Genomic DNA, 20,889 nt, shown 5'->3' with positions numbered 1-20,889 from the left:
TTGGCCGAAGAGGTGCTTTTCCCACGCGCAGCGGGCTGTTCACCCCGGCACCCGGGAGAGCAGTGCGCGGCCCGGGGCCGTCCGCCCCGGACTCAGGTCCGTGCTGTGCCCCGGGGCGCCGCGGCCGCAGTGGGGGAGTTCCGCTGTCTGGACCAGGTGGCTTAACCCAGGCCTCGCCCGCCTCCGAGCGGTCCGCCGGCAGCCGGTCCGGGCGTCAGTGGCCGTCCTCCTCGCCCGCCGCGGGGGCCCCTCCGCGGCGATGCGGCGCTCGGCGGCCGAGGAGGCGCCCGGGGCGTCGTAACGGGCCGCCTCATACCGCCGCGACACCTGGAGGGCCGGGTCCATTGGTTCCCATGCCATTGCCGGCCAACTCCCGGTGGACCGAACGGCCTTACGATCGTCGCCATGACCTCCGCACTGATCCTCATCGACCTGATGCCGCGCATCATCGCCCTCCCGCTCGCACCGCACTCCGGTGGCGAAGTGCTCGCGCGCTGCCGTGCGTTGGCCAGGTCGTTCCGGGCGAGCGGACAGCCGGTGGTGATGGTCCGGGTGGAGCGCCCGAACGTCGCCGAGCAGCCGCCGGGCAGCGACTTCGCCGAAGACCTGGTGGAGGACGGCGACATCGTGGTGGTCAAGCGCACCATCGGAGCGTTTTACGGCACCGACCTGGACGAGCAGTTGCGCAAGCTCGGCGTGAACACCGTGGTGCTCGCCGGGCTGGTCACCACGATGGGCGTCGAATCCACCGCCCGGGCCGCGGCCGACCACGGTTATGAGCTCGAGTTCGTGGCCGACGCGATGTCCGGACTGGCCGCGGACGAGCACGAGTTCACCGTAGAGCGGAGCTTCCCGCGCTTCGGCGAGGTACGGAACGCGGCCGACTACAGCTGACCCCGGCTCAGCCGGGCCCACCCCGCAGGGTGGCGCCCGTGTCCGGACCGTTGCAGCGGGCGGCCGACCGGCCCCCACTGACGCCGCTCCCCGGCTTGTCGCGGGGCGCCCTGGTGGGGTGCCCGTAGCGTGCGGCCATGCCTGATGCTCTGTCCGCCCGGAAGCGGTCGACGCTCTTCGGCCAGTGCCCCGGTGCCGTACGCGCGACCCCCTGCCGGCGTCGACACGTCGAGGACACTCGCCGCGTCGGCCTTCAGGGCTTGTGGCGGCTACTGCCCGATGTGTAGCGCATCGCGCAGCCGCCACGGCTACCAAGTGGCGGTCCATTCTGCTGTTGGTCAGCGTCGCAGGCCGGGTGGAGCCACTGGCTTGATTGACCTGCGCTTCCTTGGTGCGCGACGTTGTGGTGACCGGGCGGACCCCGGTGTCACGCGAAGGTGCAGTGCGGCGAGCAGTAGGCAGAACGCGGCCATCGCGGACCACAGTGCGGTCGTCCCCGCGTGGGCGAGCAGTTGGGTGCCGAGGACGGGTGCGAGCGTCGCGGCGATCCCCCAGCTGGTACCGAAGACGGCCAGGTAGCGGCCGCTTGCGCCGGGTGGCGCGAGGTCGGTGACGAGCGCGTAGATGCGGCCCATGACCAGGAGATCGCCGAGGCTCATCACGGCGGCCGAGGCGAGCAGTGCCGGCAGCGTGCGGGTGAGGGCGTAGCCGGTCAGTCCCGCGGCCAGGAGGAGATGGGCGAGGGCGAGTGCGACGGGCGTGGTGAGCCGGGTCGCGCAGCGCAGGCGGATCAGCGGCTGGGCGAGCACGGTGGTGGCTGCGGCGGCGGTGAACAACAGCCCGGCATCGGCGGCGGGCAGGCCCTGCCGCGTGAGTGCGAGCGGCAGGGTGATCACGGTCTGTTGGTTGATCAGGGCGTAGGCGGTGCCGGTGGCCAGGACGCTCAGCAGGGCTCGGTCGCGCAGCGGTCGTACGGCGGTGCTCTCCTGGTTCGCTCCGGGTTGTTCGGGACGGTCGCGGGGGAGGGCCAGCCGGATCAGCAGTGCGCAGGCCAGGCAGGTGGCGGCGTCGGTGACGAAGAGCCAGCGCAGGTCCCAGCGGCCGAGCAGGGCGGCGAGCAGCCCGGCGCCCATGCCGCCCGCTGCGAGCGCGGCGCTGAACAGGCTGAACGCGCGCACCCGGTGCTGCTCCGGCACGGACTCGCCGATGATCGCCTGGCTCGGGGGCTCGTAGAGCTCGAAGGCCAGCCCGAGCAGCACCGCCCCGGCGACCGCCCAGGTGAGCGACGCGGAGGCCGCGATCGCCAGCTGTGCGGCGGCGCATCCGCAGAGCCCGAGCACGATGGTGGTGCGCCGGCCGATTCGGTCGGCCAGGTGTCCCCCGGCCAGCCGCGAGGGGATCGTAGCGAGCCCGAAGGCGGCGCTGACCAGCCCGGCGGCGGTCAGGTTCGCGCCGTGGTCGGTGCTGATCAGCGCGGTGAGGAAGGGCAGTGAGAAGGCCCCGAGTCGGTTGACGACCCGGGCGAGTAACAGCAGGCGGGCGGTGCGGGGCAGTGGTTCGGGGCGCGACACGGCGCCTCCCGTTCTCGTGAATCGTGAATCGTCAATGTCAGTGATCGGCGGGTGGTACGTGAGTTGATGCCCGGCTCGTCCTCGTGTCACCTGTGAGCGCTGCTGCCCGATGCCGTCTGCGCCGGCCGCAGCATGGGTCTGCGCTGCCGGGTCGGTGATCCACCGTCAGGTCGGACCGACGCCGCGGGCGAAGTGCGGCAGCATCATCGCGACCAGGGCGTCGACATCGGCATCGGCCATCGGTTCGCCGGTCATGCCCATCCGGTGGAGCAGGGTGCCGACGGCGGTATCGATGAAGAACAGGACCCTGTTCTCCGGCTCGTCGAGCGCGTCCTGGAGGGCGAGGCGGTAGGGGTCCTGCAACCGTGCGGAGAGGATGTCGCGCAGGGCCGGGTCGCTGACGGCGTCGCTGAACACGCCCGCGAACGCGTCTCCCACCCCGGGCTCGCCGATCTTCGCCGCGATCCAGCGGATGGTCGAGGACATGAGTTCGGCCCGGTCGGCGCCCTCCTCCAGCGGAACCGGGCCGAACGCGTCGAGGAGGCAGTCCACGATCAGCGAGCCCTTCGACGGCCAGCGGCGGTAGACCGTCGACTTCGCGATGCCGGCCGCGGCGGCGATGCGCTCGACCGTGGCGCGCGCGTAGCCGATTTCGTGGACCGTGCTCAGGGTGGCGGTGAAGACCTGGGCGTCGAGGCCGGCGCGCGGGCGTCCGGGCGGTCGGGCGGGAGGAGGCGTTCGAGTCATTCCTTCACCATAGCTAGTTCCGCTACCTTAGGTATCGATACCTAAGGTAGCGAAACCATTCGGGGAGGAGAAGGCATGGGCGGGGACAGCGGTGCGCGGCAGCCGTCGGCGAGCAGCAGCGGGTTGCGGCAGCAGGCATTGGGGGGCGAGCCGGACTGGGCGGCGATGACCGCCGAGGAACTGGCCGCCTACCGTGAGGCGGAGAACCGCAGGCGGGCGTCGCCCGCGATGCGGGAGATCACCGGGATGCCGGACACCGGTGCCGCGATCGACTGGCAGTCGCTGGCGCTGCCCGGCCGCCGCCTGCCGGTCCGGGTCCACCGGCCGGCGGGCGAACGCGGCTCCGGCTCCGGCTCCGGCTCCGCCGACCGTGCGGCGGCCCTGCCCCTCGTACTCCACGTCCATGGCGGCGGGTTCGTGGGCACGGCGGTGCAGAGCGACTGGATCAACAGCCATCTCGCCGCTCAGTTGCCGGCCCTCGTCGTCTCGGTCGAGCACCGCCTCCTCGCCCCGGACACTGCGCTGTCGGCCGCCGCCGACGACGGCTGGGACGCGCTCCAACACCTGGTGCGGCACGCCGCCGACTGGGGCATCGACCCGGCGCGCATCGCTGTGTTCGGCGAGAGCTGCGGCGCACTGATCACCGCCCTGGCCGCCATTCGCGCCAGGCAGGCCGGCCTGCAACTGCGGGCGCAGGTGCTGGTCAACCCCGTCGCGGACGTGACCGGGACGATGTTCGACCATCCCTCGGTCACCGAGCACGCCCACAGCCCGACCCTGACCGTTCCCCAACTGCGCCTGTTGCACCGGCTCGCCGTCCCCTCGGGAACCGATCCCCGTGCGCTGTCTCCGCTGCACGCCGGCAGTCTCACCGGGCTCGCCCCGGCGCTGGTGGTGGTGCCGAGCCATGACCCGCTGGCCGACCACGGCCGCCGCTACGCCGAGCGCCTGCGCGCGGCCGGGACGCCCGCGCGGCTGACCGAGTTCCCCGAGGCCACGCACGCCTTCGTCAGCATGCCGGCCGTAGTGCCGCAGGCCGAGGCGGCACGGGCGGAGATCACCGAGTTCCTCCGCGACGCCCTCGGCCGCCCCGGCGGCCGCTGACCAAACGAGTCCGACGGACGGGCCGCGGCGTCCACCGGCGCCCCGCGCCCCGAACCGAGCGGTCAACGTCACCTGTCAGACCGGCGACGCAGGCAAGCCCATGGCGACTCCGGGCAAGTCCGCGCAGTCGGTGGCGGCTGGAGGCCGGGACGCATGGACGGGGATGAGGAGTTGCTGCGCGGCCGGGTCTACGGCCCGCTGGACGGCGTCCCGCTCGACATCAGCGGCTGGACAGCGGACGAGCTCCAGACCGGCACCGCGCTGCTGACCGAACTTGGGCAGTTCGGCAGCCTGGCTGCTGGGGGCGGACCGGCCGCCTGGGATCTCACCACAGCGGGTGGATGCTGTCGCCGACCTCGGCGGCTGCGGTGGGGGCTGTGGCAGTTCTCGCCTTCCTCGCCGACCACTACTCCTGGCGCACCACTACGCCGTCCTCGCCGCCCTGACCGTCCCGAGCCACGGCCTTGCCCTGCGCGCCCCGTGGCCGCCGGCCCCCGACAGCCCCCGGTATCCAGCCGCATCCAGCCGCCGGACGGGTGGCTGCGTAGGCCATTTCCGGGCGCGGTCGTTTGCGGCGTCCAGGAACGATTCGTGGTCACCAATACCCGGGATGTCGGTGAAAGGTAGGAACACCTCCCGACCATCGGGGGCGGATCCCTCGGCTCGGCGACCGGCCGGCTGAGGGCCAGGCGGCCGCGGCCTTAAGGTTCGGGATCATGACGAGGACCACGCCACCGCGCCCGCTCGACGTCGAGGTGCTCTTCCCCGGGCTCGCCGCCCACCGCGGCACGACCACCCGGCTGCACCCGCGGCCGGGCAGCCCCGACGCGTCGGTGAGCTCCGTGGGCGGGCCGATGCTCTGGCCGGCGGACGAGCCGTGGCCGGTGTGCACCGATCCGCACCCACACGGGCGCGGCCGGCGCCCCGCGGACATCCACCGGGAGCGGCAGCTCCTGGCCGCCGCATGGGCCCGGGACCCGGATTCCGGCCCCACGGACGAGGAGCGCCGGCTCCTGGAGGAGCTCAGGCGCAGGCACCGGGCGGCGGGGGAGAGCGGGGAGACGGATCCGCTCCCGATGATCGCTCTGGCCCAGCTGTACCGCCGGGACGTGCCCGACCTGCTCGCGGGGCCGGAGGACTGCGATCTGCTCCAGGTGTTCTGGTGCCCCTTCGACGCGCACGGCGAGAACCGGACCGGCATGCTGCTGGACCTCCGCTGGCGCCGGTCGTGGGAGGTCGTCAGGGCGATGGCGCAGCCGCCCGTGCCGGAGGTCGTGGGCTTTGAGGGTTACGTACCCGAGCCGTGCGTGCTGCACCCCGAGCAGGTGGTCACGTACCCCTTCGCCGGGCTGCTGCCCGAAGAGCTGTGCGCCCGGATCGAGGCCAGGGAAGAGGCCCTCGAAGAGGAGGCCGAGGAAGCGGACGCGGAGGAATGGGACTGGCCGACCTACCAGTTCGACCTGTCCATCCCGCCCGGCTGGCGCGCCGGGGGCTACGCGTCCTGGAACCTGACCGACGCCGCCGCCACTGACTGCCCGGCCTGCGCGGCCCCGATGGAACTGCTGCTGACCATCGCCAGCTCGGAGTGGGACGGCGGAAGCGGCAGCTGGATGCCGCTGGAGGAACGGGACCCGGCCGTCGGCGGGGGCGGCGAGCCCACCGAGGTCCAGGTGGGCCGCTGGGGCAAGCTGAACGTCTTCGCCTGCCCCGCCGACCCGGGACATCCGCACCTCACGAGCATCCAGTAGCTGCCGTACGGACCCCGGCGCCCACCGCACGGGTACGCGCGGACGCCGGCCCCGGCCCCCGCCCCGGCCCCGGAGCCGGCGGCGGGATGCCGGGCGTACCGGGCCTCCCGGGCACTCGGCATCCGGCCCACCACATCACCACCTGTTCCGATTCGCCCAGCACACGAGAAGGGCTTCGAGCAGGTACCGGCGCGTTTCCGGAACTCGGCAACACGTCTCCTGTCGCCGAGAGACCGTTCACGCGTGCCACCAAAAGCCGTTGCTTGCTCTCGGCGACAAAGCCAGTTGGTCCAGGTAGCGGTCAAGGGGTTGGGTGCGTTGCGGGCGCGCAGTGCATCGCGGGGGGCCGGCGCCAGGTGCTCGTCCCGCATCGTCTCCAGGTCCGGGATGGTGACGGAGCGGATGATGCTGTGGGCGATGTCCGGCGCCCCCGGTGGTGGGGGAGTCCCGCGGCCCGTCCCGCAGGGCGGTGAGCAGGATGCACCCGACCCCTTCCACTGCGAAGGAGCCCGCGTGTGGATCGGATTCCCCGCCCACGGCCGCTGTGGGCCCGATGACGCCGTCGGCCGGCTGGAGCAGCCGGTAGGCCGGCTCCGGGTCGGCGGCCGCGCGGTCCGCGCGGTCCGCGAAGGACGGGACTCGCTTCTCAGGCGGCGCCGGCCTTCGCGGCTTCCGCGGCCTCTGCGACGTCGGCTGTCCTGGTGGCGGCCGGTCGCGGCTTGCGGACGAGCGGGACCGTCGCGCACGCGGCGAGCAGGGACGCCACGGCGACCGCGTACCAGCCATGCTGGAACGCGGCGACAGAGTGTCCGGGGGCCGGGGTGCCGAGGATGCCGACCAGGATCGCGACGCCGAGGACCGCGCCGATCTGGCGGCCCATCGAGGTGATGGCCGAGCCGGTGGCGAAGCGGGCCGGCGGCAGGGCGGCCGCCGACGCCCCGGTCAGGACCGGGATCGTCATGCCGACGCCGAGGCCGGTCAGCATCATGCCGGGCAGGAGCGAGGCCGCGTAGGCCGAGCCGGTGTCGAGCGTCGCGGCCCACCACAGGATGCCGGCCGCGAACAGGACGGATCCCGCCAGCGCGATACGGCCCGCACCGAATCTGGCCACGGCGGGCCCGATCCGCAATGCGACCGGCGGAACCAGCAAGGGTCCCGGCGCGATGGCGAAGCCGGTGCGCAGAGCCGAGTAGCCCCACACGCCCTGGCACCACAGCACCGCGCCCAGCAGCATTCCGGCGAACGCGACGGTGAACAGCGTCAGAGCGGCCGCGGCGGATGCGAACGCCGGAACCCGGAGCAGCGGCAGCTCGACGATCGGCACGGGGTGGCGGGCCGAGCGCAGGACGAACCAGACGCCGAGCAGTACCGCGGCAGCCAGGCCGCCGAGGGTGCCGGCGCTCGTCCAACCCCAGTCAGGAGCCTTGACCAGGCCGAGCGAGAGCGTTGCGATCGATCCGGTGAGAAGGACGGCGCCGAACAGGTCGGGCAGCGGACTCTTCTCCGCCCCAGCGCGTCCGGGCGACGGCAGCACCTTGACACCGAGCGCGAACGCCGCGATCCCCACCGGCACGTTGACGATGAACACCCAGGGCCATCCGGCCTCGACCAGCAGCCCGCCGGCCACGGGCCCGAGTCCGGCGGCGATCCCGCCGATCGACGCCCAGGCCCGCACCGCCCCGGCGCGCTTCTCGGGCGCCGTCGTGTCGAGCAGCAGCGCGAGCGACGTCGGCATCAGCAGCGCAGCGCCGGCGGCCTGTACGAGCCGTGCCGCGACCAGCGTCCCGACGTTGGGAGCGAGTGCGCAGCCGACCGAGGCGAGGGTGAACACCGCCAATCCGGTCAGGAAGACCGGCTTGTGGCCGGAGCGGTCGGCGACGCGGCCGGCGACTACGAGGAGCGCCGCGAAGACGATCGCGTAGCCGTTGAGGACCCAGGAGAGGGAGCCGAGGCCGCTGCCGCCGAACGAGCGGCCCATCGCCGGGAGGGCCACGTTGACGATGAAGAGGTCGAGGTTCGACATGAAGACCGCGGCCGCAACCGTTGCGAACACGGCTCGGGACACCCTTTGTGGGTTTGAAATTCCAACTGTCATGGTCGGAGGCTAGCCGTGTGAGTTTGAAAACACAACGGACTCGGGGGAGGATGGGGACATGACCTCGAACGCGAAGCAGGGCGAGAACTCGGTTCCGCACCCCGAAGTGCCCGGTCGGCCGTGCTCCGCGGCCGCCGCGCTGCAACTCGTCGGCGAACGCTGGGCCCTCCTGGCGATCCGCGAGATCTTCTACGGCAACCAGCGCTTCGACCGGATCGTCCGCAACACCGGCGCCCCCCGCGACCGCCTCGCCGCCAGACTGCGCGCACTGGAAGAGGCGGGCGTGGTCCAGCGCCGCGCCTACAGCGAGCGCCCCCCGCGCTTCGAATACCACCTCACGGAAGCCGGCCGCGATCTCGCACCGGTGATGCACGCGCTGCTGGCCTGGGGCGATCGCTGGGCGGTGGACACGCCGCCGGTCGCCTTCCGGCATCGCGGCGGGCCCGGATCCGAGCAGGGCGGTGAGCACGACCTCGATCTGAAGTCGACGTGCCGGACCTGCGGTGAGGAGGTCGGGTCGGGAGGTCTCACGATCGACGTGCGGGCGCCTGGATGGGATCGGGCCGGGCCGATCGAAGGCTCCTGAACTCGGCGGCGATCAGGAGCGAAGGGGTCGCCGCGATCGCACCCGGCGGAACCTCCAACCTCGCGCTTTCACGAGGCGGGCTTTCCGAGTAGTGATCAAGAAAGCAGAAAGTGCCCGGTGGACAGGTCGCGGTCGACGTCGACGGTTTCCCGGTACGCCGCTGTGTCCTTGCCGGAAGTACCTGATCGGCTCGGCTCGGTAGCATGCAACGCATGGCCATCAAACTTGAGAACGTCGGCATCGCCGTTCGCGACCTGGAAGCAACGATCTCCTTCTTCACCGACCTCGGCCTCACGGTCGTCGGCCGTGACACGGTCAGTGGTGAGTGGACCGACACCGCCGTCGGCCTTGATGGCAATCACGCCAAGATTGCGATGCTCCAGACGCCGGACGGTCACGGTCGCCTTGAGCTCTTCGAGTACATCCACCCCGAAGCGATCGAGACGGAGCCCACTCGTCCCAACGAGATCGGCATGCATCGCGTCGCCTTCTCGGTCGACGACGTCGACAAAGCCCTTGAGGCAGCCGCAAAGCACGGATGCCGTCCGCTTCGCGGTGTGGCGACCTATGAGGACGTCTACAAGCTCGCGTACGTCCGCGGTCCCAGCGGCATCATTGTGATGCTCGCCGAGGAGTTGAAGAAGAACTGACTGCCGATCGGGTCAGTTGGCCTCGTGCTTTCACGAGGCGGGCTTCCGTTTTGAGGCGGTCGCTGTGGAGTCGGACGGTGGCTTCGACGGCGGCGGCGTGCTGTTCTGCAGCCCGGCCAAGCCAGGCAACTGCGCAGACATCGCTCACGCCCGTCCTGGTGGACGGCCGGGCCGGCAGCGGAAGTCCTTGTCGACGCCGGCTGCAAGCCGTCGCCGGTCGGCTCTCCCGTCAGTAAGCCGAGGACCTGATCCCGGCGGCACGGCACGCTGTCCTTCATTCCTGACGGGTGTCCTCGTCTGTCGCCTCGAGGGCTGCGGCAGAGCCCTGTGTCAGCGCGCCGGCGCGGGCAGCGGCGAGCGTGATCCGCGCGGCCTGGACAGCGGTGTCCTCCCCGATCGGATCGGCGCTGACAAGCAACCGGTAGTAGATCGGAGCGGCCAGCGTTTTCAACAGCTCGGCCGGATCCGTTCCTGCCGGGACTTCGCCCCGCTCGATGGCGCGGGCGACCACGGGTGCAGCCCGCCGGAACCGATCTGCCAAGACCCGCCGCTGCCCCTCGGCGATCTCTGGCAGTCGGCGGGCATCGGAGAACATCGCGGTCTGCACCGCCCTGCCCACCGGGCCCGTCATGCTCTGCACGAGCGCACGCGCGATTGCTTGCAGGTCGGTCTCAAGGGTGCCGGTGTCCGGAGTGGGGATGTCGGTGGCGAAATGCTCGGAGAGCGCGTCGACGACCAGGCTCTCGCGGTCCTTCCAGCGCCGGTAGAGCGTCGTCTTGTGTACCCCGGCCCGCTGAGCCACGCCCTCGATGGTCAGTTCGGCATATCCCCGGTCCACCAACTCGGCGAGGGTGGCGGCGCGCACCGCCGCCTGTGCCTTGCGGCCGCGTCCGACCGGGCGGACGGGTCCGGAGGAACCCAACTCCATTGCAACTCCTAGTTGCGTTAGCGGGCGGCTGTGTGTCAGGCTCCAGCCTATCGCAACTAGTAGTTGCGTTATGTCGGTCTCTGTCCAGCTGCGCGCCGGACGCCCTCACCCACGAGAAGGAAGGCCATGCCCAGCGCTGCCCGTACGAGGACCCTCGACTCGATCTCCCATGAATCCCGCCGACGGCGGTGGTCGCCAGAGCCGACAGCGACACCGTCCAGGTCACAGCAGCGGCACTCGCTCAGGCACCCGGCGCCCATGCCGAGGAGCGCCTCCCTGACCTGGCCGCTCTTACCTCCGTACGCGCCTTCGCCGACGGCTGGACCGTGACCGGCTCGCCCGGCTCGATCTGCTGGTCAACCACGCAGGTGTGGCGATGGTGCCGTTTCCCCGTACCGCCGCCGGCCTCGAATCGCCGTTCGGGATCAACCACCCGGACACCTTCGCCCTGACCGGACTGATGCGGCCCCATCCGCTCGCCTCGCCCGATGCGCGGGTGGTCACCGTCAGCAGCGAAGGCCGGCGATTCGCCCGCTTCGACCCGGACGACCTCAGCGCCGAACGCCACTGTCGCGCGACATCTGCCTACCCGTGCAGTCCCAGCGACGCGCCGACATCCAGCTTGCCCCCGACCGGCAACGCCGTGCCGATGTCGCCGGCCTGAGGCTGCGCAGCGCGGTCGTCGCCCCTGGCCCCACCCACACCAACGTTCTCACCAGCGGCGCCAACGGCGGCCGCGCTCACTCCAAGGAGCGTTGACCCGGCTGCTCCGTGCCCGCCGGGCCGCTGCAGCTCTGCGGCGAGCCTGTCCTGAGCAACCGAGAGTGTGCCATCCATGACACCACCACCACCGCCCGCCGGCTGTGGGAGCTGCTGTCCCAAGACCTCGCCGGCGTTCGCTTCCGGCTGTCCGACGATGCCGCATGCCCCGCCCAAGTGCCCTGATGGCCGGCCCAGTTCAACTCGGAGGAGATTCACCTCGAACTCAGACTCACCCCGAACTCAGATTCACCCCGCGCACGTTCGTAATGCAGACCAATGAATGGAAGGACGGTGAAAGCCTGTTCCTGACCTGCTCGGTACGGCGCCGGGCCGCCGAGAACGCCGCCGCCACCATCGACCCCAGAACCCGCGCCATCGTCCTGACGACCCGTGGGCCCCACAGAGCTCGTATGTGCCGTTCCAGCCCTCGCCGCGACCGGTCCGCGCGACCCGTCGCGGCCCCTCCCGCGCGTGAGCAGTATCTCGACCCCGGACAGGAGCCCCGCCCCCGTGAACCGCACACCCGATGTCGTCCCCCTCGCTTCCCTCGACACTCATCGCCTGATCGTCACTCTTCCGAACCACGGCCCCGCCGACGTCCGCTCGAACCTCCCGCGCGCCACGGCCGCCGCCATGCTGCGCCGACTCGCCGACGAGCTCGACGCCGAGCAGCTTCTCGCCGCCCTGCCCGGGGAAGCGTTCGCCACCCTCACCCAGCAGCTCACCCGCCGCCACCGCCACGCCGAGGCCGCGCGGCTCGCTGCCGCCGCCCTCGCCCACCACACCCGCGAGCTCGCCGGCATGCTCGACGCCGCCCTCGACCGGGGCATCCCCGCCCAAGCCCCGTCGGTCGGGCGGCATCTGGTCTCGATACTGCGCAGCCACGCCGTCAATATCGACAGCCCGCCCCGGACCGCCATCGATGTGCTCGACCTCGCCGCCGCCCGCCGCGCCCGTCTTACCGGGCGCACGCAGTGATGAGCAGTCGGCGCGGGCGAGCCGTCTTCACGGCTGTCATGGAGTGAGCGGGCTGCTGCCGTGAGGCGCCTCTTGGAAGTTGGCATGAGCGTGGCCGATCACACCACGAACCGGGCCCGTAGCCGACGTCGTTGCGGGCCCGGGGCGGGGGAGAGGGAGGGCGGCCAGCGGTGTGGGGCCGGTACCCGGCCGCGGTGGTGAACCGGCCGCGACCGCCCAGCCGGTCGACGTCGGCGCAGCGCACCGCGGTGCCCCGCTGGGACTCGGCCGCCCGTACGGCCGCCCCGACCATCGCCTGCCAGGCCCGGTGGGGAGATTGCACCCCGACGAGGCGGGCCGGCGGCGGGCTCGGGAAACAGCGGCGTCGGGGCGGAACTTCGTATCGTAAACGCCCCCGTCCCCTCGCTCGGCGATTTCGCCGAGGCCAACGGCATGATCTGGCGTTTCGCCCGCGTCCCGGCTCAGCGGCTGCGATGCTTCCGCCGGTGTCACAGGTCCCCGCCCCGCGAGGGGCCCGGTGATACCGGCGAACGTCGGCGGCTCCGTGTGCGGGACGGCGCTCCGGTTCGTCGTGCCGGAGCGTCCGGCCGCGGCTTCCCAGGAGTCTTCGCCTCCGGCCGCCGCCGGGCGCAACTGAGGGGGAGGCTTCGATGTCATCGACTGCTGTGGTGAGCGGACCGAGATCCCGGTGGCGCCACCGGCTGCTGGCAGTGGCCGCGTCGTCCGCGCTGGCCGCGGGCAGCCTGGCGGTTCTGGAGGTTCCGGCGGTGGCGGAAGGGGTGTGCGCCGCCCCGGTCATGGCGGATGCCGTCACCACGATCACCTGCACGGCGGGTGGTTCGGGAAGCCTCACCGTGCCCGACGGCGTGTCCAGCGCCGTGGTCACCCTCGACGGCGCCGGAGGCGGGAGCGCCTTCGACGGGACACCGGGCGGCAAGGGCGCGCACCTCGTGGCGACCGTTCCCGTGACTGCCGGGCAGACGTTCAACGTCACCGTCGGCCGCCGCGGCGCCAACGCCACTGCGAACCCGCAGTTCGGAGCGTCCGGGTCCGGCGGCGCCCTCGTCGCGGTGACCACGGCCTCCAACAGCCCCTTTCTGACGGCCGGTTCGGGCGGCGGCGCGGGCGGAGCGGGCATCGGTTCCCCGGCCTACCCGGGAGCGGGCGGCGGTGACAGCGGCAGCGCGGGCGCCGACGGCCACGGCCTGGTCCCGGACGCGCAGGGCGGTACGGGCGGCGGCCCGGGCACCGACACCGCAGGCGGGGCGGCGGGGACGGGAGGGCAGGGCGCGGACAACGAGGGCGCGAACGGCTCGTCCGGCGCCTACCCGAACGGCTCCGGCGGCGCCGCCGCGCAAGGTGTCTTCAATCCGACCGGCGCCGGCGGGCGCGGCGGAGCGGGCTACGGCGGCGGAGGCCGGGGCGGTGCCGGCGGCCGGTACGGAACCACAGGTGGCGGAGGCGGCGGCGGAGGCGGCGGATCGAGCCTGGTCTCCGGCACGGTCCCCGGCTCACCGGTCATCCTGACCGACGGGGCCAACGCCGCGGACGGTCGGATCGTGTTCGCCTTCCACCGCGACGCGCCCACGGTCACCGGCATCAGCCCGGACACCGGACTCGCGGCAGGCGGCACGGCGCTGACGGTCACCGGCACCGATCTGGCGGGCGCCGTCATCACCTTCGGCGCGGGCAACCCCGCCACCGGCGTCTCCTGCACCCCGACCTCCTGCACCGCCACCGCGCCGGCCGGGACCGGGACGGTGGACGTACAAGCCACCACGCCCGCCGGCACCAGTGCCACGTCCCCCGCCGTCCGCTACAGCTACCTTCCCGTACCCGTGGTGACATCGCTCAGCCCCTCCGCGGGCCCGACCGACGGCGGGACCGTCGTCACGGTCACCGGCACCGGTCTGAGCGGCGCCACCTCGCTGACCTTCGGCCCCGGCAACCCGGCCGGCGCCCTGTCCTGCACCGCCACCACCTGCACGGCCACCGCACCCGCGCACGCTGCCGCCGGCTTCGTCGACGTGCAGGTCACCACGCCGGGCGGGACCAGCGCCGTGGCCGGCGTGGCCCGGTACACCTACCAGCTCCCGCCCGCCGACATCGACGTGGACCTGGCCGCGCAGCCGGGCCTCAGCCTCCTCGTCCCGTACCTCACCTACACCCTGACCGCCCACAACACCGGCCCCGGTACGGTCACTTCGGCCACCCTCACCGCGACCCTTCAGCAGGGCTCCTCCGCCACCGCGCTGTCCCCGGGGTGTACCGCCATGGGGACCACCGTGACCTGCGGCTACGGCACCATCGCCGCCGGCGCCGCTTCGGCCAAGACGTTCCGGGTACCGCTGAGCCTGCTCTCGCTGGGCCGCGTCTCGGTCAGCGCCACCCGTACGGTGTCCGCTCCGTCCGACCCCAACCCGCTCAACGACAGTGCCACCGCTACCTGCACGGTCGTCTCCGTCCTCCTGGCCACCTGCCCCTGACGCCCGGGACGACACCCGCCTTCAGGATCGGCCCCGGTCCCGCGAGCCCACAGGCTCGCGGGGCCGCGCCGCGCCGATCCTCGGGGCCACCGGGCGCCGTGCCCCCAACCGACTCCACCGCCAACGAGTCCGCGCCCGGCAGATCCGGCAGGGGGTTCGCAGGATGCCGGACGAGTCGTGGACGACGGATGAGTTCGGGCCCCTCGTACCGGGGCCGGGTGGGGTGCTGCTGGAGGACGGGAGCGTTCCCGAGCCGGTGTGCTTGGTGGCCAGGGTTGGCCGTGCGGCAGTGCCGTACGTGCGTCAGCGGGTGAGGAAGCGGGTGGCGCCCACGTAGACGCGGCCGGTGGAACCGATGGGCTCCTCCCTGACCGGGTCACCGGTCCGAGGCGAGTTGATCATCATGGGTTCGCCGTTCCTCGTCCCCGAGTAGATGCCGACGTGGGTGACCTCGGTGCCGGTGGCGGGGCGGAAGGCGACGATGTCGCCGGGCCTGAGGTCCGCCGTACCGCTGATCCGCACCCCCGCGGCCGAGCCGGCGGGTACCTGTCCGCCGCCCGCCTCGAACTGCGGCTGGGCGTCCCGGGGGATCGTCACGCCGAGGGCGGAGTAGACCTGGCCGGTGAGACCGGAGCAGTCGTAGCCGAATCCTGAGGTGCCCGACCACAGGTAGGGCAGACCCAGGAAGGCGCGTGCGGCGGCGACCACGTCCGCGCCGCTCGGTGCGGCCGGCACCCTCGCCAGGTCCTCAGCCCGGAAGAACAGCCGGCCACCGCTGGGGGAGTAGGCGGCGACGACCCCGGGCAGCGGACCGGCCTTCACCGGGAAGGAGGTGTTGTACGAGTACTCGCTCACCTGCCCGGACTGACGGCCGGCAAGCGCGGCCTGCGCGGTGGCGAAGCCCCGGGCCGTGGGGCGGGCAACGCGTTCCTCGTGCGTACCGCCGGGCGGGCGCCGGTGCTCCGAGGTCAGTTGCCGGTCGGGAATCCAGCCGGGGTAGGCGCCCCGCCCTGCCTCGTCCCTGGGGGTGGGCTGGCCGTGCACCCATACGTGGTCCCAGAGCAGACCGCCGTGCCGCTCGGTGCGGTCGACGGTCACCGGGACGCCGTGGAGAGCCTGCGTCTCCCCGGCGACCTCGCGCCGCTCGTCCAGGGACATGGTCGTCAACCAGCCGCGGATGTCCGCGGGATTGGTGGTCGCCGGAGCGTCCACGGGCCGGACCTGTCCGGGACTCACCCAGACCTGAGCGACCGTCACGTCGACGTAGCAGGTCGGGGCGCCGTCGCAGGGACGTGGCTCGGCGGACACGGAGGGGCGGGCCGCGGTGCTGGGAGCCGCGGGGACTGCGGCGGCAGGAGCGGCGAGGGCGAGGAGCATTGCGGCGGTGGCCGTAAGGACGGTCTTCACGGAGTACATGCGTCCATCCTGTCCAGGGCGGCGCGCCTGCGAACCCCTCCGGCCGGGTCGGCCCCCGCGGGGGTCATGGGATCGAATCGCCGCCGTCAACCGGTCCCCGGCGAAATGGATTTGAGCCACTCCCGCCCGGCAACCGCCCCCGATACGACCGGAATCCGGCCGGTGGCCGCCCGCCCCGCCGGATCACACTGAGGCCATGGAGACGGTGTACGCCCTGCTCGTGGGCATCAACGAGTACCCCGCCGCGAGGCGTGCCGCTCTGCGCGGGTGTCTGAACGACGTGGCCGGTGCCCGCGCCGTGCTGGAGGCGGCGGCCCCGGGCCGGGTCCTCGCCCGTGTCCTCACCGACGGCGCGACCAGAGCCGCCGCCCGGGTGCCGCGCGCAAGGCCGAGGCTGTACTCGGCGGCTTCCTGGAGGGTGCCCCCGCCCATCGCGGCGACGGCGGTGCGCAGCAGCCGCTCGACGGCGGGGAAGTGCGGCTCTCCGGAGCCGGCCTCCCCCGGACCGGCCGACATGCCGGTGAGTACCGGGAGCCGGAGCTCACGCAGTCGGACGATCCCGGCCCGCCGCACTTCCCTCACCTCCGCGAGGACCTCCCCGTAATCCGGCAGTTGTGTGGGCGACATGGCGGAAGGATCGCACCGCCCGCGCGCCCCGTACAAGCCGGAACCGGCCCTCTTCTCCCATGGTGCGGACGGGCCCGGTCGCGGCCGGGTCGCCCGCTGGTCGTGGCCGGTCGGGTCCGGGTCGGATCCGGGTCGGGTCCGGGTCGGCGGTTACGGCCGGGCCCCCGCCGGGCCGCAGTGAGCCCTCGAACCGACCTCCCTCACTCGGGAGTTGACAGCCGAAGGCCGCCCGATGAGATCGGCTGCCCTCGTGGCCTTATGGTCCACGCGACGCCCATCGAACGGCGAAGACTTCGCCGGGACCCGTCCTCACGCCAGGAGCCTCCGCATGCCCGCACCCACCGGTCTGATCGACGTCCACCACCACGCGATCCCGCCCTTCTACGCCGAGGCCCTCGGCGACCGGAAGGCCATCCCCGGCGTGGACTACCCGACGTGGACCCCCGAGCAGAGCCTGGAGGTCATGGACGCCCACGGCATCGCCGCCGCCGTCCTGTCCATCACCGCCCCCGGTGTCACCTTCCTCGACGGCCCGGACGCCCCGAAGCTGGCCCGCCGCGTCAACGAGTACTTCGCCGAACTGGTGCGCGAGCACCCGACCCGCTTCGGCGCCTTCGCGGTCCTGCCCCTCCCCGACGTGGCCGCCGCCCGCGAGGAGCTCCGCTACGCGCTCGACGAGCTCGGCCTGGACGGCGCCGGCGTCCTGACCTCATACGGTCACCGCTACCTCGGCGACCCCGGGTTCGAGCCCCTCTTCGCGGAGATCGCCGAGCGCGGCGCGGCCGTCCACGTCCACCCGGCCGCCCCGCCCAGCCGCGACCTGGCCACCTTCGACCTGCCGGTCTCCCTCTACGAGTTCACCTTCGAGACCACCCGCACCGCGGCCAGCCTGCTCTTCAACGGCGTCCTCGACCGCCTGCCCGACCTGCGGATGATCCTCTCGCACGCCGGCGGCACCCTCCCCTTCCTGGCCCGCCGCCTCACCTTTGGCACCACCATCGGCGCGTACCTCAAGGACCGCGCCCCGGAGGACGTCATCGGCACCCTCGGCCGCCTCCACTACGACATCGCGATGTCCGCCAATGACTTCGCGCTCCCCGCCCTGACCCGCCTCACGGGCACGGACCACATCCTCTACGGCAGCGACTACCCCTTCATGCCGGCCGCTCACACGACCGAGAACACCAACGGCTTCGCCGAGTTCGACGGCTGGACCGACGCCCAACGTGCAGAGATCGGCCGTACGAACGCCCTCCGCCTCCTGCCCGCCCTGGCCGCCCGCCTCACCCCCTGAAAACCCGCCCGGTGCCGCCCCCGCGTCACCCTGGCGCGGGAGGCGCGGACCGTAGCCGGGCCGGACGATCCCGCTGAGGAGGCCCCAGACCCCGGTGCGTGCGAGAGGGGGAGCCCGAACGGCACACCAGCGGCCGCGCCGCGGGTTTCTGCTGCCCGGGGACCTTGAGATCGATCTTGACGAGGGCCGGGGCGGCCGTGCCCCGTCGGGGGTACGGGGCCCGGCGACCTGCGGCTGCGTCGTGTGGGCGTGAGTGACCGGAGGCGACGCCGCAGGCAGGCAGCCGCGCCCGAGGGCCCCGGCTGCGTGCCCGCCGGTGTGGTGTGTCAGACGATGGCGAGCCGGTCCACCAGCAGTTCCACCCTCTGCGCGGTGTCCTCCGGCGGCAGCCGTCCCGCCCGGGTCAGGGTGGCCAGCCCGTGCAGGGACGCCCAGAACACCTCGGTGAACAACCCCGGGTGGACGCCGTCCCCGGCGACCTCGCCGAGGCTCTCCAGCAGCGCGGCGAATGCGTCCTTCAACGGCTCCGGGGTGTCCTCGTGCGCGAACGCCAGGCCGCCGTCGAGCTGGAACATGGCGTCGTAGACCGCCGGGTTGCGTTCGGCGAAGTCGAGGTAGGCGCGGGCGAGGGCGGTGACCCGGGTGCGAGGGCCGCCCGCGGCGGAGGTCGCGGCCCGCAGTGCCGCGGCCATCTCGGCGGCGCCTTCCAGGGCGACGGCGCCGATGATCTCGCGCTTGCCGCGGAAATGGCTGTAGAGGACGGGCTGGCTGTATTCGATGCGCTCGGCGAGCCGGCGGGTGGTGACCGCGTCCCAGCCCTGCTGCTCGGCGAGCTCGCGGGCCGTCGCCACGATGAGGCGCTCGCGGTCCGCCCGTTCGCGCTGCTTGCGTTCCTGTACCGACATGATTCGATCCTAGCATCGCTAGACAATCGAGCGGCAGTAGTACTAGCGTTGCCTCATCACCTAGCGATGCTAGATCCCAGGAGGGGTCAACATGCTCAACGCACTCCAGGTCATCACCACCGTGGTCGTCGGAGTGATGGTGGGGGTGGAGTTCTCCGTCGCCTTCGTCATCAACCGGATCCTGAACGCACTACCCGAGGACAGCGGCCAACTCGGCCGCGCCCACGGGGGCCGGATGCTCGGCGCCGTGATGCCGGTCTGGTACATCACCTCGCTCATCCTCGTCGCGGTCTGGGCCATCACCAGATGGCACCACCACGGCACCGGCCTGGTCGTCACCTCCGCCGCCCTGCTGATCCTCAGCGTGATCATGTCGATCCTGCTGCTCGTCCCGATCAACAACCGGGGCAAGACGTGGACCCCCGAGAACCGGCCCGCCGACTGGAAGGAGCAGATGAACCGCTGGGACCGCTACCACTACATCCGCGTCGCCGTCATCATCGCCGCTTTCGCCCTGCTGGTCGCCGCCCTCACCTGAGCCCGCGGGCTCACCCAGCCGGTCGTCAGCCGCAACCGCTCGGCCGTGCGCCCCAGGTGCAGTTCCTCGGCCGGCGTCAGGAAAGCCTCCGCCTCCGCCCGCTCCAGCAGGGCGCCTCCGGTCCATCCACATCCAGGACCCGGACACCAACACCCTCGAACTCCGCTGGTATCCCCAGGACGGGTCCCCAGCGACACCCACTGACCGATAGCGAGAGGAAGTACCGAAAATGGCCAAGCTGCAGAGTCTCGATCCACACACACCGATGTGCGCGCAGTTCAAGGAGAAGACCGGGCCCATCGTCCTGGCCAACACCTTCTTCGTCCCGAAGGAGAGGACTGAATCGTTCCTGGCCCTCTTTCGGAGGCAGGCCGAGTTCATGAAGGCTCAGCCGGGATTCGTCTCCCTGCAAATACACAAGGGAACGGCGAACAGTCAGCTTCTGATGAACGTCGCGGTCTGGGAATCGACCGAGGCGCTCGCCACGGCGTTCGGCAGCCCGGAGTTCCAGCGCATGGCGGCCGAGTTCCCCGACGACATCGTGTCGTACCCGCACATCTTCGAGCAGATCGACCTATGACACGCGGCAGCAGTAGCTCCGCGACGGGGTGATGTCCTCGTGCTCGGCCCTGCGGGTGGGCGATCCAGCTCCGGATCACCTGCGACACCACGGGCCGACACCGCGCCAGTGGCGCACCGTCCCCACTCCCCGGGCGGCAGCTTCCGGTTGGCGGCCTGGTCCCGTTTCTCCGGGATGACGGCCTTGATGCCGAGCCTGCGCGGGTGGGCGCGGTCGCCGCGGGACGAGTACGCCTCGTCCCCGGCGACTGCCTCCGGGCGGGTGCGGGGACGGCCGACGGGACCGTGGACGCGCTGCCCGGGTGACCAGGGCCGTACGGGACGGCCAGACACGGGGTGCCGAATCGTTCGATCTCTCAACGGTCGGAACTGATCCCAGATCCCGCTGTCCGTCGACCTTCAACTCGGTCGGCGTGTCATCGAACCCGGCCGAGGATCTTCTCGGCCGTGGCGTGCCAGGATGCCGGGGACACGACCGTCAGTACGTCGATGAACAGGGGGTAGCCGTGATCAACGGTGCACATGTCATCCTCTACAGCCACGACGCCGAGGCGGACCGTGCTTTCATCCGTGACGTCCTCGGCTTCCCCGGCGTCGACGCGGGCGGCGGCTGGCTCATCTTCAAGCTGCCCCCGTCCGAAGTCGCCGTGCACCCGGCCGATGGCCCACCCCGGCACGAGTTCTACCTGATGTGCGACGACCTTGATTCCCAGCTCGGCGAGTTCCGCGCCAAGGGCGTCGAGATCACCCGCCCGGTCAGCGAACAGCGCTGGGGCAAACTGACTGCGGTCCGGCTTCCCAGCGGCTCCGAACTTCCGCTGTACGAACCGCTGCACCCCATCGCACACAGCTTGTGACCCACGGGGCAGACCGGCTCGGTCAGCCCCAACTCTGCGTATTGGTCGGCCATCGAGGAACCCGTTGGCTCGGTCACGTGGAGCTTTGCGTCGCTGGAGGACGACCCGGGCGGCGATCGAATAC

The 20,889-nt window shown here is 72.1% G+C and carries 19 protein-coding genes and 3 pseudogenes; 13 read left to right on the top strand and 9 right to left on the bottom strand.

What is annotated here, in order from left to right; genetic code table 11:
- The first annotated feature begins 405 nt into the window (after positions 1-405).
- Positions 406-894, top strand: coding sequence for an isochorismatase family protein (locus ACIQU4_RS18695; protein ID WP_403731519.1), 489 nt, complete (start codon positions 406-408; stop codon positions 892-894).
- 338 nt (positions 895-1,232) lie between these two features.
- Here the strand turns inward: ACIQU4_RS18695 and ACIQU4_RS18690 are convergent, their stop codons facing one another.
- On the bottom strand, positions 1,233-2,465 hold the full coding sequence (locus tag ACIQU4_RS18690) for an MFS transporter (RefSeq protein WP_403731517.1): 1,233 nt from the start codon (positions 2,463-2,465) through the stop codon (positions 1,233-1,235).
- Positions 2,466-2,630: 165 nt separating this feature from the next.
- Positions 2,631-3,212, bottom strand: coding sequence for a TetR/AcrR family transcriptional regulator (locus ACIQU4_RS18685; RefSeq protein ID WP_403731515.1), 582 nt, complete (start codon positions 3,210-3,212; stop codon positions 2,631-2,633).
- Between the two features lie 165 nt (positions 3,213-3,377).
- Here ACIQU4_RS18685 and ACIQU4_RS18680 point away from each other — a divergent pair, with 165 nt between their 5' ends.
- Complete coding sequence (locus ACIQU4_RS18680) at positions 3,378-4,316, top strand: alpha/beta hydrolase (protein WP_403732110.1); 939 nt, start codon at positions 3,378-3,380, stop codon at positions 4,314-4,316.
- A gap of 716 nt (positions 4,317-5,032) precedes the next feature.
- Positions 5,033-6,064 (top strand): hypothetical protein, encoded by a 1,032-nt coding sequence (locus ACIQU4_RS18675; protein ID WP_403731512.1) that lies wholly within the window; start codon positions 5,033-5,035, stop codon positions 6,062-6,064.
- Between the two features lie 646 nt (positions 6,065-6,710).
- Here ACIQU4_RS18675 and ACIQU4_RS18670 read toward each other — a convergent pair.
- Positions 6,711-8,117 (bottom strand): MFS transporter, encoded by a 1,407-nt coding sequence (locus ACIQU4_RS18670; RefSeq protein WP_403731510.1) that lies wholly within the window; start codon positions 8,115-8,117, stop codon positions 6,711-6,713.
- A gap of 100 nt (positions 8,118-8,217) precedes the next feature.
- Here ACIQU4_RS18670 and ACIQU4_RS18665 point away from each other — a divergent pair, with 100 nt between their 5' ends.
- Together ACIQU4_RS18665 and ACIQU4_RS18660 are read left to right on the top strand one after the other, a co-directional pair.
- Positions 8,218-8,745: a winged helix-turn-helix transcriptional regulator gene (locus ACIQU4_RS18665; RefSeq protein WP_403731507.1), complete on the top strand. Its 528-nt coding sequence runs from the start codon at positions 8,218-8,220 to the stop codon at positions 8,743-8,745.
- A 212-nt stretch (positions 8,746-8,957) separates the two neighbouring features.
- Entirely contained in the window at positions 8,958-9,395 is a 438-nt protein-coding gene (locus ACIQU4_RS18660; RefSeq protein ID WP_403731504.1) for a VOC family protein, read from the top strand.
- Positions 9,396-9,669: 274 nt separating this feature from the next.
- Here the strand turns inward: ACIQU4_RS18660 and ACIQU4_RS18655 are convergent, their stop codons facing one another.
- Positions 9,670-10,323, bottom strand: a complete 654-nt coding sequence (locus ACIQU4_RS18655) for a TetR/AcrR family transcriptional regulator (RefSeq protein ID WP_403731501.1) — start codon at positions 10,321-10,323, stop codon at positions 9,670-9,672.
- Positions 10,324-10,693: 370 nt separating this feature from the next.
- Between ACIQU4_RS18655 and ACIQU4_RS18650 the strand changes: the two genes are divergently transcribed.
- The 4 genes and pseudogenes from ACIQU4_RS18650 to ACIQU4_RS18635 all read left to right on the top strand — a co-directional run bounded on the left by ACIQU4_RS18650 (position 10,694) and on the right by ACIQU4_RS18635 (position 14,549).
- Positions 10,694-10,987 carry a hypothetical protein gene (locus ACIQU4_RS18650; RefSeq protein ID WP_403731498.1) on the top strand — a complete coding sequence of 98 codons (294 nt, stop codon included), beginning with the start codon at positions 10,694-10,696 and terminating at the stop codon, positions 10,985-10,987.
- 280 nt (positions 10,988-11,267) lie between these two features.
- A pseudogene (locus ACIQU4_RS18645) lies at positions 11,268-11,465 on the top strand (hypothetical protein); the annotation flags it as partial.
- Between the two features lie 130 nt (positions 11,466-11,595).
- Complete coding sequence (locus ACIQU4_RS18640; protein ID WP_403731495.1) at positions 11,596-12,063, top strand: hypothetical protein; 468 nt, start codon at positions 11,596-11,598, stop codon at positions 12,061-12,063.
- 668 nt (positions 12,064-12,731) lie between these two features.
- On the top strand, positions 12,732-14,549 hold the full coding sequence (locus tag ACIQU4_RS18635; protein ID WP_403731493.1) for an IPT/TIG domain-containing protein: 1,818 nt from the start codon (positions 12,732-12,734) through the stop codon (positions 14,547-14,549).
- Positions 14,550-14,852: 303 nt separating this feature from the next.
- Here ACIQU4_RS18635 and ACIQU4_RS18630 read toward each other — a convergent pair whose 3' ends face one another.
- Together ACIQU4_RS18630 and ACIQU4_RS18625 are read right to left on the bottom strand one after the other, a co-directional pair.
- A complete protein-coding gene (locus ACIQU4_RS18630) occupies positions 14,853-15,965 on the bottom strand; it encodes a C40 family peptidase (RefSeq protein ID WP_403731491.1) in 1,113 nt (370 codons plus the stop codon).
- Positions 15,966-16,148: 183 nt separating this feature from the next.
- Complete coding sequence (locus ACIQU4_RS18625; RefSeq protein WP_403731488.1) at positions 16,149-16,592, bottom strand: hypothetical protein; 444 nt, start codon at positions 16,590-16,592, stop codon at positions 16,149-16,151.
- A 328-nt stretch (positions 16,593-16,920) separates the two neighbouring features.
- Here ACIQU4_RS18625 and ACIQU4_RS18620 point away from each other — a divergent pair, with 328 nt between their 5' ends.
- Complete coding sequence (locus ACIQU4_RS18620; RefSeq protein ID WP_403731485.1) at positions 16,921-17,886, top strand: amidohydrolase family protein; 966 nt, start codon at positions 16,921-16,923, stop codon at positions 17,884-17,886.
- 326 nt (positions 17,887-18,212) lie between these two features.
- Here the strand turns inward: ACIQU4_RS18620 and ACIQU4_RS18615 are convergent, their stop codons facing one another.
- Positions 18,213-18,791 (bottom strand): TetR/AcrR family transcriptional regulator, encoded by a 579-nt coding sequence (locus tag ACIQU4_RS18615; RefSeq protein ID WP_403731482.1) that lies wholly within the window; start codon positions 18,789-18,791, stop codon positions 18,213-18,215.
- 91 nt (positions 18,792-18,882) lie between these two features.
- Between ACIQU4_RS18615 and ACIQU4_RS18610 the strand changes: the two genes are divergently transcribed.
- A complete protein-coding gene (locus tag ACIQU4_RS18610; protein ID WP_403731481.1) occupies positions 18,883-19,329 on the top strand; it encodes an anthrone oxygenase family protein in 447 nt (148 codons plus the stop codon).
- 8 nt (positions 19,330-19,337) lie between these two features.
- On the opposite strand, the pseudogene ACIQU4_RS18605 reads toward ACIQU4_RS18610, so the two are convergent.
- Positions 19,338-19,439, bottom strand: a pseudogene (locus tag ACIQU4_RS18605) (LysR family transcriptional regulator); the annotation flags it as partial.
- 119 nt (positions 19,440-19,558) lie between these two features.
- Between ACIQU4_RS18605 and ACIQU4_RS18600 the strand changes: the two are divergent.
- The gene (locus ACIQU4_RS18600; protein ID WP_403731479.1) at positions 19,559-19,909 is read left to right on the top strand and encodes an antibiotic biosynthesis monooxygenase family protein; all 351 of its coding nucleotides are present in this window, start codon (positions 19,559-19,561) and stop codon (positions 19,907-19,909) included.
- A gap of 116 nt (positions 19,910-20,025) precedes the next feature.
- On the opposite strand, the pseudogene ACIQU4_RS18595 reads toward ACIQU4_RS18600, so the two are convergent.
- Positions 20,026-20,202 (bottom strand): annotated as a pseudogene (locus ACIQU4_RS18595) (IS5/IS1182 family transposase); the annotation flags it as partial.
- A 119-nt stretch (positions 20,203-20,321) separates the two neighbouring features.
- Between ACIQU4_RS18595 and ACIQU4_RS18590 the strand changes: the two are divergent.
- Entirely contained in the window at positions 20,322-20,765 is a 444-nt protein-coding gene (locus ACIQU4_RS18590) for a VOC family protein (protein WP_403731477.1), read from the top strand.
- The last annotated feature ends 124 nt before the right edge of the window (positions 20,766-20,889 follow it).

This window comes from Streptomyces sp. NPDC090741, assembly GCF_044769045.1.
In the GTDB taxonomy this organism is placed as follows: Bacteria; Actinomycetota; Actinomycetes; order Streptomycetales; family Streptomycetaceae; genus Streptomyces.
This window is presented reverse-complemented; position numbering and strand designations above follow the sequence as displayed.